This is a genomic window from Amycolatopsis iheyensis, from assembly GCF_024703995.1.
In the GTDB taxonomy this organism is placed as follows: Bacteria; Actinomycetota; Actinomycetes; order Mycobacteriales; family Pseudonocardiaceae; genus Amycolatopsis; species Amycolatopsis iheyensis.
In genome coordinates, this window is sequence record NZ_JAMXQV010000007.1 from 388933 (window position 1) to 404596 (window position 15664).

Here is a 15664-nt window from a genome sequence, read left to right on the forward strand (position 1 = left end):
AGTCGAGGTCACAGCCTTGCGCAAACCAGCGCACCATGTAGGCATGCTGACCGACGCGACCATCACGACGATGCTCCCGGTGACCGACAGCGAACGCGCCGGCCACTTCTACGCGGACTCCCTGGGCCTGAAGCAAACAGGGAAGGGCGAGGACGGAACGCTGTACTTCGCGGCCGGTGCGGGCACCATCGGCCTCAGGCTGATGCCGGCCGGCGCGCAGAGCGAAAACACGGCGTTGAGCTTCGAAGTCACCGACCTTTCCACCGAGGTCAAAGCCCTGGAGGACCGCGGAGTCCGCTTCCAGGACTTCGAGATGGAAGGCCTGAAGACGGTCGCCCACATCGCGGAGCTGGGCGCCGAGCGGGCGGCGTGGTTCAACGACTCCGAGGGCAACGTGCTCTGCCTGCACCAGGTCCTAGGCTAGGCTCGGCATCAGCTTGATCGCGTTCCCCGACAACACACCGGTCAGGACGTCCTCCGGCAAGCCCAGCCCAAGCAACGTCCGCACGTTCTTCGCCACGCTCGGCACGCCGGGCCAGTCCGTCCCGAAGACGAACTTCCCGGCCAGCCGAGCCAGGTCGAACCGCCGGTAGTACTCCGGCAGCTTCTTCGGCGGCAGCCCGGCGAGGTCCAGCCAGACGTTCTCGCGCGCCAGCGCCAGAAACGCCGCGACGTCGTACCACCACCCGCGACCGCCGTGCGCGAACACGAACTGCAGCGACGGGAAGTCCTCGACCACATCGGACATCAGCTCGGGGTTCCCGAAACTCGTGCGGGAGCCCGGGAAACTCGACGTTCCCGAATGGAGGATCACCGGCACACCACGCTCGGCGCACAACGCGTAGACCGGGTACAGCTCCTTGTCCGCCGGCGAAAACGCACCGTGCACGGGGTGGATCTTCAGCGCCACCGCGCCGAGGTCCAGCTGCCGTGCGACCTCGGCCGCCGGCGGGTGGTGCAGGTACGGGTTGACGTTCGCCACCAGCCGGAACCGCGTGGGGTTGTGCTCCGCGAGCGGCAGGTTGTCCTCAATGGACTGGATGCCGGTCGCCCGCGGGCTGTATTCGCAGAACAGCAGCACCCGGTCGACGCCCTCGGACGCCATCAGCTCGTCCATCGCCGCCGGGATCACCTCCCCCGAAGGGGAGTACACCGAACGCCACGGGTACGAGCCCGCGAAGTCGTGCGCCCACTGCGTCCAGGCGGGTTTGAGCGTTGACAGCCGCGGGGTGTGGACGTGCGCGTCCACCACGAAGTGCCCGTCGATCACGTGCTGGGCACCACCCGCAGGACGTCCCGGACCTGCTCGCGGATCACGTTCCGGCGGATCTTGCCCGTCGCCGTCTTCGGCAGCTCGGCCAGCTCGACCACTCCCCGCGGACGCTTGAACGCCGCGAGACCTTCGCGGCAGAACTCGATCAGCTCGTCCGCGTCCACGGTAACCCCGGGCGCGGCCACCACGCACGCCACGGGCTTGTCGAGGCCGTCGGCGTCCGGCGCGGCGACGACGGCCACCTCCGCCACCGCCGGGTGCTGCCGCAGCCGTTCCTCCACTTCGGACGGTGACACCCAGATCCCGCCCGCCTTCAGCATGTCCCCGAATCTCCCCAGGCACGAGTACGTGCCGTCTTCGTTGCGCACGTAGCTGTCGCCGGTCCGCAGCCATTCGCCCTGGAACACGAGCTTCGTCGCGTCGTAGCGCGCCCAGTAGCCGGTCGCCGTCGACGGGCCCGACACGAACAGCTCACCCGGCTTGCCGACGGCGTCGATCACCGCACCGGCTTCATCGCGAATCTCGAGGGAGTAGCCGGGCACCGGGACACCGGTGCTGCCCGGCCGCACGCGGCCCGGCTGGTTCGACAGGAAGATGTGCAACGCCTCGGTCGACCCGATGCCGTCGAGGATCTCCAGCCCGAAGCGGGCGCGGAAGCGTTCGAAGATGGACGGCGGCAGCGGCTCGCCGGCCGAAACCGCGTGCCGCACCGAGGAAAACGAGTCGTCCGGGACGTCGCTGGCGAGCAACGCCGCGTAGAACGTCGGGACGGCGAAGAACAGCGACGGCTGCTCCTCGCGCGCGCGTCGGGCGAACAACGCCGGCGTCGGACGCGAGGGTTCGAGCAATGTCGTGCCGCCCGCGCCGAGCGGGAAGAAGCACGAATTTCCGAGCCCATAGGCGAAAAAGAGCTTCGGCACGGACAGGAACCGGTCGGCCGGCGTGGTCGCCAGCACGCCGCGCGCGTACGTCTCGCAGACCGCGCGGATGCTCGCGTGCCGGTGCATCGCACCCTTCGGCTGCCCCGTCGTCCCCGACGTGTACAGCCACAGCGCGGGCGAGTCCGCCCACGTCTGTCCACTTCGGAACGTGCCGGTCAGCGACGTCCACTCGTGCGTGCGGACACCGAAGCCCGCCGCGTCGGCGCGGTCCAGCAGGACGTCGGTGACCTCGGGCGCGAGCCCGACCGCCGTCACGGCCTGCTCGGCGAACTCACCGGACACGCACAGCAGGCGCGCCCGCGAGTCGGCCAGCACCTTGCCCAGCTCGAGCCCGGTGACCATGGTCGACACCGGCACCGCGACGGCGCCGGCCAGCATCGCGCCGAGGATGCCGGTGAGCAGCTCGACGTCGTCGACCATGCAGAACATGACGCGCTCTTCGGGCCGCACGCCGAGCTCGGTGAGCCCGCCCGCGACCCGCCGGGACTCCGCCGCCAGCTCGGCGTAGGTGAGCGAGCGCCGGGGTGACACGACCGCGGTCGCGTCGGGGTCCCCGGCCGAGAGCAGGTATTCCGCCGCGTTGAACCCTGTCGCCACCGAACCTCCTACGTGAGGTACACGTACTCGTAGTCGAAGGGCTTCCCGTTGATGCCCTGGCGCGGCGGCGCGACCCAGCTCGCGATCTTCCCCCGCTCGTACACCGGGTGCATCAGCGAGCGGACGAACGTGAGGTCCTCGGTCGTGGGCAGCCACTTGCGTTTACCGGCTTCCCAGGTCGCCTCGTCGACGATGGTGCCGTCGGGAGTGACGTGGTGGCCGGAGTTTATGCCGACTTCGCGGTTGAATCCAGGGTGCGGCAAGCGGAACGTGAAGTCGATCCCGGCGTCGGCGAGGATCTTGTTCCAGCGCTTCACGCCGGTCTGGCAGTCGGCCACGTACTCGCTGCGCAGGTCGAGGTTCAGCAACAGGATCGCCTGCAGCTCCTCGGTCGCCCAGGTGCCGTCGCCGTTCGGCCGGTCCAGCGACCGCGCGTCCTCGGTGAGCTTGTGGTCGTCCTTGCGGCGGGTCTCCTGCCAGCGGCCCTTGAGCCCGGCGGTGTAGTAGTTCGCCGCGTTCGTCGACGTCTCGCTGCCGAAGAGGTCGAGGGACACGGTGTAGTGGAAGTTGATGTACTTCTGGATCAGGTCGAGGGGGATGCCGCCGTGCGGGCCGATGTCCAGCGTGTCGTGCTCGCGGATCAGCTCCGCGCTGCGGATCACCACGCGGTCGACACCGGTGGTGCCCACCATCATGTGGTGCGCCTCCTCCTTCAGCATGAACTCGCAGGTGCGCGAGAGCGGGTCGAAGGAGGACTCCTTGAGCGTGCCGAGCTGGTACTTCCCGTCGCGGTCGGTGAAGTAGGTGAACATGTAGAAGGCCAGCCAGTCGGCGGTTTCCTCGTTGAACGCGCCGAGGATGCGCGGCGCGTCCGGGCTACCCGAGTTGCGCAGCAGCAGCCCTTCGGCCTCGTCGCGGCCTTCGCGGCCGAAGTAGGCGTGCAGCAGGTACACCATGGCCCACAGGTGCCGGCCCTCTTCGACGTTGACCTGGAACAGGTTCCGCAGGTCGTAGAGGCTCGGCGCGGTGAGGCCGAGGAGCTTCTGCTGCTCGACCGACGCCGGTTCGGTGTCACCCTGGATGACGATCAGGCGCTGCAGGTCGGCGCGGTACTCGCCGGGCACCTGCTGCCAGACCGGCTCGCCCTGGTGCTCGCCGAAGGCGATGCGCCGGTCGGGGTCGCGCTCGGCGAGGAAGATGCCCCAGCGGTAGTCCGGCACGTTGACGTGGTCGAAGTGCGCCCAGCCCTCGCGGCCGACGCTGACCGCGGTGCGCAGGTAGACGCCCTGGGTCTCCAGCGTCGGGCCCATTTCGCCCCACCAGTGCATGAACTTCGGCTGCCAGCCCTCCAGCGCGCGCTGGAGGCGCCGGTCCTCGGAGAGGTTGACGTTGTTCGGGATCTTCGCGTCGTAGTCGATCTTCTCGGGCATCTGCGCTAGACCCGCTTCCTGTCGAAGACGGCCTTCTGACCGGTACCGTATCGGCGCAGCGCGCCTTCCGGCCCGGACGCGTTCGGCCGGGTGAAAATCCAGTTCTGCCAAGCCGCCAGCCGGCCGAAGATCTTGGTCTCGACGGTCTCGGGACCGACGAACCGGTGGTTGGCCTCCATGCCGGTGAGCGCGTCCGGGCTCAGCGACGCCCGGCCTTCGAGCGCGATCCGGATCTCGTCCTCCCAGTCGAGGTCGTCCGGGGCGTCGGTGACCAGGCCGAGTTCGACGGCTTCGGCGGCGCTCAGCTCGTGGTCCTTTTCACGGGCCAGCCAGGCGAGGTGGTCGTCGTCGCCGTAGAAGCGCGCCTCGAGGCGGGTCAGGCCGTTGCCCATCCGGAAGGGGCCGAAGTTGGCTTCGGACAGCCTGATCGTCGCGCGTTCGTCGCTGTCTTCGTCGTCGATCGGCGGGCCGTCGAGGAGGTACTGGCGGTCGGCGGCCAGCGCGAGCTCCAGCAGCGAGCCGGCGAAGCAGCTGCCGGGCTCGATCAACGCGATCAGCGTGCGGCTCGTGACGTCGAGGCGCTTGAGCGTGCGCTTGAAGTAGTGCGTGATCTCGTTGCCCAGCCAGTCCTTCGCGCCGAACACCGCTCGTTCGTGCGCGAGGACCTTCTCCGGGTCGCCGACGGTCTTGAGGATCCACGTGCCGGCTTCGACCTCGTTGGTGCGCAACCGCAGGATGGCGTCGTCCAGCTCGCGGGTCATCGCGAGGAACCAGCCGTTCGCGCCTTCTTCGTGCAGGTCGCCGGGGTCGGTTTCGGGCCCCTTGACGGTGATCGTCGCCTGGTCTTTCTCGACCACGATGTCGACATAGCGATGTTGCAGCGGCGTCAGCTCGATGCCGCCTTCACCGCTGCGGTCGGACTCGCGCGCGATCTCCTTGGCCCGCTTCGCGACGGCTTCGCGGAAGCCTTGGCGTGGCACCAGTTCGTCGACCAGCCGCCAGTCGACCGCCGTCTTGCCCTTGACGCCGTCGGGGCGCGTCGCGAAGACGTCGGCGAGGTCCTTGCGCACGCGCCGCTTGTCGACGACGCGGGTCAGGCCGCCGGTGCCCGGCAGCACGCCGAGCAGCGGCACCTCCGGCAGCGCGACGGTCGAAGAGTTGTCGTCGATCAGGAGGATCCTGTCGCAGGCCAGCGCGATCTCGTAGCCACCGCCGGCGCAGGTGCCGTTCACGGCGGCGACGTACGTCTGGCCGGAGTGCTCGGTGGCGTCCTCCATGCCGTTGCGGGTCTCGTTGGTGAACTTGCAGAAGTTCACCTTCCAGTGGTGCTCGGACGCCGCGAGCATCCGGATGTTCGCCCCGGCGCAGAACACCTTGTCCTTCGCACTGGTCACCACCACCACGCGGACCTCGGGGTGCTCGAACCGCAGCCGCTGGGTCGCGTCGTACAGCTCGATGTCGACGCCGAGGTCGTAGGAGTTGAGCTTGAGCTCGTAGCCCTCGACGAGCCCGCCCTGTTCGTCGACGTCCATCTCCAGCCACGCCACCTCCCCGTCGATCTGGAGGCGCCAGTGGCGGTACTCGTCCGGACGGCGGTCGAAGGTCACCGGTGTGGTGGTGGTCACTCATCCGAGTGTCTACATAGTTCCGACGAACGTCAATGTTGTGTAGAAACTTGATCTCGCGAGGTCACCCGGTTGAGCACCGACCACGCCCACGTTACGAACACCCACAGGGCCAGCGCTGCCGCCGAGTCGGTGAAGATCGTGGCGAACCAGAACGCCGGGATCTGCGGCACGCCGACCAGGAAGTGCCCGGCGCTCGCCAGCCCGGACAGCGAGTAGACCAGCAGGAACGCGAGCGCCCGCGGGTAGTTCTCGCGCAGGTAGGCGCGGTAGCCGAGCCAGCCGAACGCCGTGAACAGCACCCAGCCGAACGCGACGATGATCTGCGCGGCGAGCACCGGCAGGCCGGGGATCTGCGGGTAGTCCGCGGCCCGGATGACGTTGTGCGCGTAGTGCAGCGTGGTCGTGAGCAGCGAGAAGCCGAGAATCGCGCGAAGCGGTGTCAGCCCCTTCTCCTTCAGAACGTCCATCTTCGAACCCCCGATTTGATAGATCGCTCTAGCGAGACTACCGCCGTCACTTTCGTAGGGAAAGTGCCGGGCGGCACTTTCCCTACGAAAGCTCCGCCTCAGACCAGGTCGATGCGGTGCTGGGTCACCGGGTAGCCCGCCTTGGCGAAGTTCTTCGCCATCGGGACGTTGCCGACGTCGGTGCCCGCGACGATCTTTTCGGCGCCGTGCGCGACGAGCTCGTGCGTGGCCTCTACCAGCAGGTCGTAGGCGTAACCCTTCCCCCGCTGCTCCGGCACGACGGCGATGTAGCCGACCACCGGGTCGTAGGCGTTGCGGCTCGGCAGCGTCAGCCCGACGAGTTCGCCGTCGGGTGTGTACGCCAGCCGCCACCAGTCCCGCGGCGCCGGCATCCACCGCATGATGTCGAGGTCTTCGCGCGCGGCCGCGTCGAGGCCGTGCTCCTCGACCGTCTTCCGGACGTGCGCGTCGAGGCTGCCGACGTGCACGCGCTTGAAGACGTCCAGGATGACGTCGTCGTCCGGCTCGGGCCGGAACTCGAGCCTCCCGGGACGTTCCGGGAGGCCGTTTTCCGGCGTCCAGACGAACCGGTAGCGCTCGACGAGCTTGCGGTAGCCCGCCTTCTCGGCCGCCTCGACACGAACGTTCACTTCATGAGCGACGTCCGGGTCGTCCTGCCAGGCGGGCGGTGTGGTCAGCGAGTATTCCGCGCGCAGCGGTGCCTTCTTCAGCAGCTCGACGCCCGCGTCGAAGTCGGTGAAGTCGAACCAGTCGAGCGCGATCGGTTCCTCGTCCTTCGGTGTGCCCCACCAGGCGGCCCGGGCCACGACGACGTCGTCGCGCAGCGCGATCCAGACCCATTCGGGCCGGTACTCGCCCTTGGCCGCCATCTCGGCAAAGTCGTTGCCGAGCAGCGTGCGGCCGACGAGGCCGCGGTCGGGCAGGGAGGTGAAGAGCGTTTCTTCGCCCGCTTCGAGCGGGCGGATGACCAGATCGGTCACAGGGTTCCTTCCGGGAGAGCTGCGCGCTCCCGGTCAGCAGGCCGGCACCCTCGCGGCGAGGTGGGAGCGCGTGATCGGTTGCGTGATCATCGGACCCACCTCCTTTCGCTGATCATGGGTGCTGACGTGAAGTTAAGGGTCCCGGGCACCGGGCGTCAACGTATTTTCTGCAACACGACCCGCGTGCTCAACCGTGGCTGGTCGTAGGCGTGCGAAGCCTCGAGGACGTACTCGCCGGCGATGTGCTGCCAGCCGTCACGCCAGACCTCCAGGGACCTCGGCTTGATGACGATGTCGGTCTCGACGGCCTCGCCGGGCCTGGCTTCGACGCTCGCGAAGCCCGCCAGCCAGCGCGGCGGGCGGTCGCCGCGCTCGGTCGGGGCCAGGTAGAGCTGGACGACTTCGCGGCCCTTTCGCTTGCCTGAGTTGCGTACGCGGACTCGCACGCGAGCGCCGCCCTCGTCGTCCGGGTAGACGTCGAGCTCCTCGTAGACCCACGTCGTGTAGCCCTGGCCGTGGCCGAACCAGTACGCGGGCTTCCGCTCGACCCGCGCCCAGGCGCTGTAGCCGATGTGGACGCCTTCGTCGTAGGCGAGTTCGCCGTCTTGCGGTGTCACGTCGGTGACCGGGGCGTCTTCGAGCCGCGCGGGCCACGTCGTCGGCAGGCGGCCGCCGGGTTCTTCCACGCCCAGGAGGACGTCGGCGAGCGCGTCGCCGCCGGCCTGGCCGGGGAACCAGGTGAGCAGGACCGCGGCCACCTCGTCGCGCCACGGCAGCTCCACCGGGGAGCCGGCGTTGACCACGACGACCGTGTTGCGGTTGGCCTCGGCGACCCGCCGCACGAGTTCGTCCTGCCTTCCGGGCAGGGCCAGCGAAGTCCGGTCGAAGCCTTCGCTTTCGACTTCGGCGGTGGTGCCCACGACCACGACGGCGACGTCGGATTTCGCCGCCACCGCAACGGCTTCGTCGAGGGCGGCGTCCGGGTCGGGCACCGGGCCGCGGTGCCCGAGCGCGAAGGTGACCCAGGCGAAGGTGCCGCGCGCGAACTCCGCCATCTCCGACGGGATCCAGTAGGTCAGGCTGACGTCGACCGGCTCGCCCTCGGCCAGCTCGATCTCCCGCCGCTGCTCGTGGACCTGCATGATCGACGTGAAGACGTCGCCGCCTTCGGGCAGGTTCACGCCGTCGAAGAGGGTTTGGCCGGCGACGGTGAGGCGCAGGTCGCCGGGGCCGGTGACGGCGAAGGTGTGGGTGCCGCCGCGCTCGGGCAGGTAGGTGCCGTCGATCTCGACCGAGGCGAGCGTGGCCATGTCGAGGCCGGCCGGGAGTTCCCCGATCCACGTGATTTTGGCTTCCCTGAGCGGAAATTCAGCCAATCGGGTGCCATCCGCGGCTTTGGCCGTCGCGCGGAGCCGGAAATTGTCGGTGGCCGGCGGTAGCGTCGTTCGCGGATCGGCACCGGTGGAAAACGTGAGATCGGTGCCCGGGGGAAGGGCCTTGCGAAGGCCGTCGAGAGGGGAGACGACGTGTTCGGGAAACACTGTGGCACTGCCACCGCCGAGGATCTTCGGGTCCGCGGCAAGCGCGCCGATCAGCGCGATGCTCCGCGGTTCGCGCAGCGGCAGTACGCCGGTTTCGTTGCCGAGCAACACGAAAGACCGGTGCGCGACCTCGCGCGCGACCGCGACGCCGTCGAGATCCGGCGTGCCCGGGAGGTGCCGGGTGCCGAGCGCGCCGGTCCGGTGGGCGAGCAGGAGCACGCGGCGCACCATGTCGTCGACGACTTCTTCGTCGACTTCGCCACCGCGCACGGCTTCGGCGAGCTGTTCGCCGAAAACCGTGCGGGGGCCGGGCATCGCGACGTCGAGGCCGCCGTTGGCGGAGGCCACGGTGTCGCGCGCGGCCAGCCAGTCGGAGACGACGAAGCCGTCGAAGCCCCATTCGTCGCGCAGCACTCCGTTGAGCAGTTCGGCGTGCTGGGTCATCGTGGTGCCGTTGACGCTGTTGTAGGCGGCCATGATCCCCCACGGCCGGGCCCGCCGGACGATGAGTTCGAAGGGCGCGAGGTAGAGCTCGCGCAGCGCGCGTTCGCCGACCCGGACGTCGGCGGTGAAGCGCTCGGTCTCGAAGTCGTTGGCGACGAAGTGCTTGACGGTGACGGCGACCCCGCCGTCCTGCACGCCGGTCACGTAGCCGGCACCCATCAACCCGGTGAGGAGGGGATCTTCCGAGTAGCACTCGAAGTGGCGGCCGCCCAGCGGCGAACGCTGGAGGTTGACCGTCGGAGCGAGCAAGACGTGCACGCCCTTGCGGCGGGCCTCCTGCGCGAGCAGGCGCCCGGCGCGCACGGCCAGCCGCGGGTCCCAGCTCGCGGCGAGCGCCGTCGGGCTCGGCAGGGTCACCGAGGGGTCGTCCGGGCTCCACCGCACTCCGCGAACCCCGATCGGGCCGTCGGAGAGCACGAGGGAGCCCAGGCCGATCCGCGGGAGCGCGGGCAGCGACCAGACGTCCTGGCCGGCGAGCAGGCTCGCCTTGGCGTCCAGGTCGAGCTCGGCCAGCAACGCGTCGACGTCGAAGCTCATGGACAGCTACTCTACCTGGCGATGAGTAGTGAACGTTATGGTTCCGTGACAGCTTCTCCCGTAGGCTCGGGATCATGACCCGGGCCAGGGGCGCCGATCGCCGAGCAAGCATCGTCCGAGCGGCGTTCGAGGTGATCGCCGAGCGCGGCTACCGCGGCACGTCGCTGGCGGCCGTCGCCGACCGCGTCGGGCTGACCCAGCAGGGGCTGATGCACTACTTCCCCACGAAGGAAGACCTGCTGACGGCGGTGCTGGAGACCCGCGACGAATGGGACCTGCTGCACTTCGGCCACGCCCCACCGGGCGACGAGTCGGCGATGACGGTGAACCAGCTGGCCGACCTGGTCGACTACAACGCGACCCGGCCGGGCATCGTCCAGACGTACACGGTGCTGGCGGCGGACAGCGTGACCGAGGACCATCCGGCGCGCGAGTACTTCCACGACCGGTACGCCCGGGTCCGCGCGGGCATGACCCAGATGCTCGAGCGCCACCGGGAAGAGCTCCCGCCGGGCAGCACCCCGGAACAGCTGGCCCCGATCGCCATCGCGGTCCTCGACGGCCTGCAGCTGCAGTGGCTGCTGGACCCGGCGGAGGTCGACATGCCGGCCGGGTTCCGCGCGTTCCTGACCTTGCTGGGGATCAAGCCCGACTGACGTCAGCTCATGCCGACGTGCTGCCGCTCGACCTCGATCAGGCCGACCACGCGCACCTGCTCGCGGGTGTAGGGCTGCCCGATGTACTTGGTGGCGATCCGGTCGACGATCGACCAGGCCTCGTCGCCTTCGATCCACTTCACCACGCGGCCGCGGACGACGACGGGCTCGAACGGGTTGTCCACCGGGGTCAGCGAAAGCGCCACGCGCGGGTCCCGGCGCAGGTTGCGGGCCTTGACCGAGTCCGGCCCGGTCATGATCGCGATGTGGTCGCCTTCCGGGTCGACCCAGACCGGCACGGAATGGGGCGCGCCGTCGGGCAGCAGGGTGGCGAGGTGACCGAGCGCGGCACTGGCGACGACTCGGCGAACGTCGGCGTTGAGCATGGTGATCTCCCGTTCAGGCGACTGCGTAGTGGAGGTGGGTGACGCCGGGTGCGGCGACGGCTTCGACAAGGGTGAGGCGAACATGCGAGGGAAGCTCCTGGAAGAACGGCCGGCCGCCCCCGAGCAGCACCGGCACCTGGTGGAGCACGAACTCGTCGACCAGCCCGGCCCGCAGCGCGGAGGTCAGCACCCCGCCGCCCATGAGCGCGACGTCCTTGTCGCCGGCGACCTCGCGGGCGGCGGCGATGGCTTCCTTGACGTCACCGCACAGAGTCTGCCGTTCGGTGAGCTCGGGCGCCGGCCGGTTGCTGACGAGGAACATCGGCGCGTTCGGGTGCGGGCTGCCGCCACCGAAGTGCTCGGAGTCCTCGTAGGTGTTGCGGCCCGCGACGACGGCGCCGACCCGGCCGGCGAGCTCGTCGAAGACGCGGGCGCTGGGCTCGCTGAGCTTGAAGAAGTCGAAGACCCGGCTGACGGTGTCGCCGTCGGTGTACCAGTCGAACAGCGTCCCGCCGTCGCCGAGCCCCTGTCCCGGCCCGGCGCCGCGGCCGGTGATGTACCCGTCGACCGAGACCGCGAGGGCACTGAAGACCTTGCTCATCGCCGCGTTCCTTTCAGAGTTCCTTGAAGAGACTCGATGACCGTAGCAGTCTCCGTTCCTTTAGGGAACCCCAAGTGGTAAAATGGTGCCATGCAGCGGACGAACTTCAGCGAACTGGCGGCGTGCTCGATCGCACGCACGCTGGACGTCATCGGCGAGCCGTGGTCCCCCCTGATCCTCCGCGACGTGTGGGCGGGCTTCAGCCGGTTCGAGCAGCTCCAAGCGGACCTCGGCATCTCACGGAAGGTCCTCACGGAACGGCTGAACCACCTGGTGGAGCAGGGCGTGCTGGAGCGCCGCCCGTACGACCGCCGCCCCCGCTACGAGTACGTCCTGACGGAGAAGGGCGCGGAGCTGGTGGACATGCTGATGGCGATGACCCGCTGGGGCGACAAGTGGCTGGCGGGCGAAGCGGGCCCGCCGGTGCTGTACCGCCACCACGCCTGCGGCGAGATCAGCACGTTCGACTTCCACTGCGCCCACTGCGGCGAGTCGATGCACGCGAAAGACATCGACCTCCTCCCCGGCCCGGGCGCGACGCGCTAACCCTCCGCCGGCGCGACGAACAACGGCGGTTGCGCGACCCTCCCCAGCCGCACAACCGCCGCCGACCGCACCCGAGCCACCTTCCCCGGCCGAGCACGGCGCTCACCAGTGGTCACCCCGGCGGCGCGACTACCCCCAGCAGCCGCGCCCCGGCCCACTCGCCCCCCTACGACAGCCGCGGCTGGGCGACCACCTCGCGAAGCCGCCGCAACGTCCGCAGCGTCGTCTCCAAGTCCTCCTGCGACACCTCCGCCGCGACGTCCTCCGCCCACTCCACCTGCGCCACCCCCAGCTCGCGCAGCGCCTCCTTCGCCCGCCGCGTCAACGTCAGCAGTGGCGCCCGCGCGTCGGCCGGGTTCGGCAGCCGGTCCAGCATTCCGTTGCGCAGCAAGCGGTTCACCGTCTCCTGCACGCTCTGCCGGCGCAACCCGCGCCGTCGCGCGACGTCCGCCGTCGTCGCCGGGCCGTGCTCCAGGAAGCCGAGCACCTGCCACTGCGCCGCCGTCAGCCCGACCGGCTCCGTCAGCGCGTCACCCGCGGCCAGGAAACCGCCGTTGCACGCGAAGACCGCGTCGATCACGCGGGTGAACGTCTCGGCTCGAGGGGACCACATGCGTGCTAGTCTCGCACATTGACAGGCACCTGTCGAAATGGAGACGACCATGGACATGCCCACCCTCGGTCCCGCACACGACGCGCTGAAGGCCTTCGCCGGCGACTGGACCGGCGCCGAAGAGCTGGCCGCGTCACCCTGGGCGCCGGCGTCGACCGCGCGGGGCGACTGCGAATACCGCCTTGCGCTCAACGGTTTCGCGCTGATCCAGCAATACCGGCAGCACCGGGAAGACGGCACGGAGTTCCTGGGGCACAACGTCTACACCGTCGACCCCCGAACCGGCGAGACGCTCTGCTACGGCTTCGACAGCTACGGCTTCCCGCCCGAGTCCCCCGCCCGCGGCGGCTGGACCGGCGCCACGCTGATCCTGGAGAAGCGGACCGCTCGCGGCGTGGCCCGGCACCGGCTCACCCCGGACGGCGACGAGCTGACCCACGAAATCGACGTCCGCATGGGCGAAGACGGCGAATTCAGCGCATTTCTGCGAGCGCGCTACACGCGCGAAAACAGGTAGTGGAAACAGGTGACGCCCCTCCCCCCTTGCTTGAGGACGTCACCCGTTTCCGGTCTCTGCCACCACATTCGCGAGCCTGCCGACCTGGGCGGCCCAGCGACGGGTCAATTAAACAACGATTATGAGTTATTCGGTGTTGCTCTATTTTCGGCTGTGCTGCGAGTGTGTCCCGGATACCGCCGACTGCCCAGAGAAAACGATTACTTTCACCCGAACGGCCTAACCCGCACCCCGGCCACCGGCACCTCCGCGCCACGCGGCCCGCCAAAACTGTCGGACCCCCGGAGTAGAGATGAACGTGTGCGCAGACCAGCCGAAGGCACCGACGACTCGCCCCCGTTGATCGGGGTCGAGAACATGAAGATGCCCGAATGGGCGCGCGTCGACGAACGCGTCGCGTCCGCGGGCTTCGGCCAAGCCGTGCGCGCGCTGCCCACCGCGATCGCGGTCGTGCTGCGGCTGGCCTGGCGGACGTCACCACGGCTGACCCTGCTGGCCGGCTTCGTGCACGTCGTCTCGGGCTGCGTCACGGCGTTCGGGCTGCTCGCGACCGCGAACGTCTTCACCGCGCTGCTCGAACAAGGCCCCACACCGGAGCGCGTGCTGCAGTCGCTGCCCGCGATCGCCGTCGTCATGGGGTCGTACGCGGCGCGTGCGCTGCTCGACGCGGCGGTCGCGGCCGTCGAAGGCGCGCTGCGGCCCCGCGTCACCGCGGCGGCGGATGACGCGGTCACGGCGTCGGTCGTGCGCGTCGGGCTGATCGCGTTCGAAGACGCCGACTTCCGCGAGCTGGCGCGCCAAGGCGCCCGGTTCGGCGTGCGGGCCATCGAGACCAGCCTGCGCCGGCTGGCCGACCTGACGTCGTCGGTGATCTCGCTCGCGGCGGCGATGCTCACGGCCGGGCTGCTCAACCCGTGGCTGGCGCCGGTGCTCCTGCTCGCCGCGGCGGCCGACGGCTGGGCCGCCGCGCGCGTCGCGAAGCTGAACTACCGGCACTTCCTCGACACGGTCGGGCGCAACATCCGCAAGTCGGTCGTCGAGGAGGTCGCCACCTGGCGCTCGATGGCGCTCGAGCGGCATGCCCTGACGCTGCAGGAGCCGCTGCTCGGTGAGTACCGGCGCATCTCGCGCAGCCTCGTCCGCGAAGAGGTCCGGCTGGCGCACCGCAGCAACCTCGTGCGCACCACCGGCCGGGCGGCGGCCGGCTTCGGCACGGCGATCGCGTACCTGGTGCTCGGCTGGCTCCTCTACACCGGCGCGATGGAGCTGGCGCTGGCCGGCACGGCGGTGCTGGCGATGCGCACAGCGTCGACGGCGCTGTCCAACACCATGCGCGCGGTCAACGCGCTGTACGAGGACTCGTTCTACATCGGGTTCTACAACCAGCTGCTGGCCGAATCGGTGCGGCGGCAGCCACCGCCGACGTCGGTGCGCGCGCCGGCCGACCCGGCCGAAATCCGGCTGGAGGGCGTCACGTTCTCCTACCCGGGGCGGAAAAGCCCGGCACTGCACGACATCTCGGTGACGATCCGGCGCGGCGAAGTGGTCGCGCTCGTCGGCGAAAACGGCTCCGGCAAGACCACTCTCGGCAAGCTGCTGACCGGGCTCTACCCACCGGACGAGGGCACGGTGCGCTGGGACGGCGTCGACCTCGCGCTGGCGGACCCGGCGTCGGTGCACGCGAACATCGCGGTGATCGCGCAGGAGCCGGCGGAATGGCCGATGACGGCGGCGAACAACATCACGGTCGGCCGGCTCGGCCGCGCGGACCCCGGCGGGCAGGCGTGGCGGGAGGCGGCCGGCTACTCGGGTGCGGACGAGGTGATCGAATCGTTGCCGGCCAAGGAGAACACGGTCCTGTCGAAGAAGTTCGACGAGGGCCACGACCTGTCCGGCGGCCAGTGGCAGCGCATGGGCATCGCCCGCGGCATCTACCGCGACGCATCGGTGCTGGTGGCCGACGAGCCGACGGCGGCACTCGACGCCCGCGCGGAGGCCCGGGTGTTCGCCGGGCTGCAGCACGCGAGCACGTCGAGCCGCGGCAAGCGCACCACGGTCCTGGTCACCCACCGGCTGGCCAACATCCGGTCGGCGGACCGGATCCTGGTGCTGGAGAAGGGAAGGCTGATCGAGGAGGGCACGCACGAGGAGCTGATCCGCGCGGGCGGGGTGTACCACGAGCTGTACGAAATCCAGGCACGCGCGTACCGCGGCGGGGCGGAGGTGCCGACGCCGCGCGTCAGAGACCGGCCGGGCACGGCTTCCCCAGCAGCGCGACGCCCCACACCGGGAACCGGGTAGGTCGCCGTGAATGCCCCCTGACCGACGAGTACGGCGCCGCCGCCCACACCAGCCGACCGGAAACCACGCTCCGCGCCGGCCCGACACCGGCCGGCCCGAGGCACACCCGGCGCCGCCCACCCGAA

Annotated in this window: 15 protein-coding genes; 5 read left to right on the top strand and 10 right to left on the bottom strand. The window is 69.8% G+C overall.

Annotated features, from left to right (window positions below; translation table 11 throughout):
• The first annotated feature begins 43 nt into the window (after positions 1-43).
• The gene (locus tag M8542_RS16355; protein ID WP_257921007.1) at positions 44-424 is read left to right on the top strand and encodes a VOC family protein; all 381 of its coding nucleotides are present in this window, start codon (positions 44-46) and stop codon (positions 422-424) included.
• Here M8542_RS16355 and M8542_RS16360 read toward each other — a convergent pair.
• The 7 genes from M8542_RS16360 to M8542_RS16390 all read right to left on the bottom strand — a co-directional run bounded on the left by M8542_RS16360 (position 416) and on the right by M8542_RS16390 (position 9919).
• Entirely contained in the window at positions 416-1270 is an 855-nt protein-coding gene (locus M8542_RS16360; RefSeq protein ID WP_257921008.1) for an amidohydrolase family protein, read from the bottom strand. The two genes, M8542_RS16355 and M8542_RS16360, sit on opposite strands and share 9 nt — an antisense overlap.
• On the bottom strand, positions 1267-2811 hold the full coding sequence (locus M8542_RS16365) for a benzoate-CoA ligase family protein (protein WP_257921009.1): 1545 nt from the start codon (positions 2809-2811) through the stop codon (positions 1267-1269). Before M8542_RS16365 ends, M8542_RS16360 begins: the two co-directional genes overlap by 4 nt.
• Before the next feature lie 8 nt (positions 2812-2819).
• Entirely contained in the window at positions 2820-4241 is a 1422-nt protein-coding gene (gene boxB / locus M8542_RS16370; RefSeq protein ID WP_257921010.1) for a benzoyl-CoA 2,3-epoxidase subunit BoxB, read from the bottom strand.
• Positions 4242-4246: 5 nt separating this feature from the next.
• On the bottom strand, positions 4247-5866 hold the full coding sequence (boxC, locus tag M8542_RS16375; RefSeq protein WP_257921011.1) for a 2,3-epoxybenzoyl-CoA dihydrolase: 1620 nt from the start codon (positions 5864-5866) through the stop codon (positions 4247-4249).
• A gap of 32 nt (positions 5867-5898) precedes the next feature.
• On the bottom strand, positions 5899-6336 hold the full coding sequence (locus M8542_RS16380; protein ID WP_257921012.1) for a hypothetical protein: 438 nt from the start codon (positions 6334-6336) through the stop codon (positions 5899-5901).
• 98 nt (positions 6337-6434) lie between these two features.
• Positions 6435-7337 carry a GNAT family N-acetyltransferase gene (locus tag M8542_RS16385; protein ID WP_257921013.1) on the bottom strand — a complete coding sequence of 301 codons (903 nt, stop codon included), beginning with the start codon at positions 7335-7337 and terminating at the stop codon, positions 6435-6437.
• 155 nt (positions 7338-7492) lie between these two features.
• Positions 7493-9919: a beta-glucosidase H gene (locus M8542_RS16390; protein WP_257921014.1), complete on the bottom strand. Its 2427-nt coding sequence runs from the start codon at positions 9917-9919 to the stop codon at positions 7493-7495.
• A gap of 74 nt (positions 9920-9993) precedes the next feature.
• Between M8542_RS16390 and M8542_RS16395 the strand changes: the two genes are divergently transcribed.
• Positions 9994-10575, top strand: coding sequence for a TetR/AcrR family transcriptional regulator (locus M8542_RS16395; protein WP_257921015.1), 582 nt, complete (start codon positions 9994-9996; stop codon positions 10573-10575).
• 2 nt (positions 10576-10577) lie between these two features.
• Here M8542_RS16395 and M8542_RS16400 read toward each other — a convergent pair whose 3' ends face one another.
• Complete coding sequence (locus M8542_RS16400; protein WP_257921016.1) at positions 10578-10961, bottom strand: PPOX class F420-dependent oxidoreductase; 384 nt, start codon at positions 10959-10961, stop codon at positions 10578-10580.
• A gap of 13 nt (positions 10962-10974) precedes the next feature.
• Positions 10975-11562, bottom strand: coding sequence for a dihydrofolate reductase family protein (locus M8542_RS16405; protein WP_257921017.1), 588 nt, complete (start codon positions 11560-11562; stop codon positions 10975-10977).
• Between the two features lie 90 nt (positions 11563-11652).
• Here M8542_RS16405 and M8542_RS16410 point away from each other — a divergent pair, with 90 nt between their 5' ends.
• The gene (locus M8542_RS16410) at positions 11653-12108 is read left to right on the top strand and encodes a winged helix-turn-helix transcriptional regulator (RefSeq protein ID WP_257921018.1); all 456 of its coding nucleotides are present in this window, start codon (positions 11653-11655) and stop codon (positions 12106-12108) included.
• A gap of 166 nt (positions 12109-12274) precedes the next feature.
• On the opposite strand, the gene M8542_RS16415 is transcribed toward M8542_RS16410, so the two are convergent.
• The gene (locus M8542_RS16415) at positions 12275-12721 is read right to left on the bottom strand and encodes a MarR family winged helix-turn-helix transcriptional regulator (protein WP_257921019.1); all 447 of its coding nucleotides are present in this window, start codon (positions 12719-12721) and stop codon (positions 12275-12277) included.
• 49 nt (positions 12722-12770) lie between these two features.
• Between M8542_RS16415 and M8542_RS16420 the strand changes: the two genes are divergently transcribed.
• Together M8542_RS16420 and M8542_RS16425 are read left to right on the top strand one after the other, a co-directional pair.
• Positions 12771-13238 carry a DUF1579 family protein gene (locus tag M8542_RS16420; protein ID WP_257921020.1) on the top strand — a complete coding sequence of 156 codons (468 nt, stop codon included), beginning with the start codon at positions 12771-12773 and terminating at the stop codon, positions 13236-13238.
• 357 nt (positions 13239-13595) lie between these two features.
• Positions 13596-15539: an ABC transporter ATP-binding protein gene (locus tag M8542_RS16425; protein ID WP_308210263.1), complete on the top strand. Its 1944-nt coding sequence runs from the start codon at positions 13596-13598 to the stop codon at positions 15537-15539.
• Positions 15540-15664 lie beyond the last annotated feature (125 nt).

Bases quoted from the DNA above. Each gene is read 5' to 3' on its own strand.
- M8542_RS16355 (WP_257921007.1), top strand. From the start codon at position 44: ATGCTGACCGACGCGACCATCACGACGATGCTCCCGGTGACCGACAGC.
- M8542_RS16425 (WP_308210263.1), top strand. From the start codon at position 13,596: ATGAAGATGCCCGAATGGGCGCGCGTCGACGAACGCGTCGCGTCCGCG.
- M8542_RS16415 (WP_257921019.1), bottom strand. From the start codon at position 12,721: ATGTGGTCCCCTCGAGCCGAGACGTTCACCCGCGTGATCGACGCGGTC.
- M8542_RS16420 (WP_257921020.1), top strand. From the start codon at position 12,771: ATGGACATGCCCACCCTCGGTCCCGCACACGACGCGCTGAAGGCCTTC.
- M8542_RS16395 (WP_257921015.1), top strand. From the start codon at position 9,994: ATGACCCGGGCCAGGGGCGCCGATCGCCGAGCAAGCATCGTCCGAGCG.
- M8542_RS16410 (WP_257921018.1), top strand. From the start codon at position 11,653: ATGCAGCGGACGAACTTCAGCGAACTGGCGGCGTGCTCGATCGCACGC.
- M8542_RS16380 (WP_257921012.1), bottom strand. From the start codon at position 6,336: ATGGACGTTCTGAAGGAGAAGGGGCTGACACCGCTTCGCGCGATTCTC.
- M8542_RS16405 (WP_257921017.1), bottom strand. From the start codon at position 11,562: ATGAGCAAGGTCTTCAGTGCCCTCGCGGTCTCGGTCGACGGGTACATC.
- M8542_RS16390 (WP_257921014.1), bottom strand. From the start codon at position 9,919: ATGAGCTTCGACGTCGACGCGTTGCTGGCCGAGCTCGACCTGGACGCC.
- boxB (WP_257921010.1), bottom strand. From the start codon at position 4,241: ATGCCCGAGAAGATCGACTACGACGCGAAGATCCCGAACAACGTCAAC.
- M8542_RS16400 (WP_257921016.1), bottom strand. From the start codon at position 10,961: ATGCTCAACGCCGACGTTCGCCGAGTCGTCGCCAGTGCCGCGCTCGGT.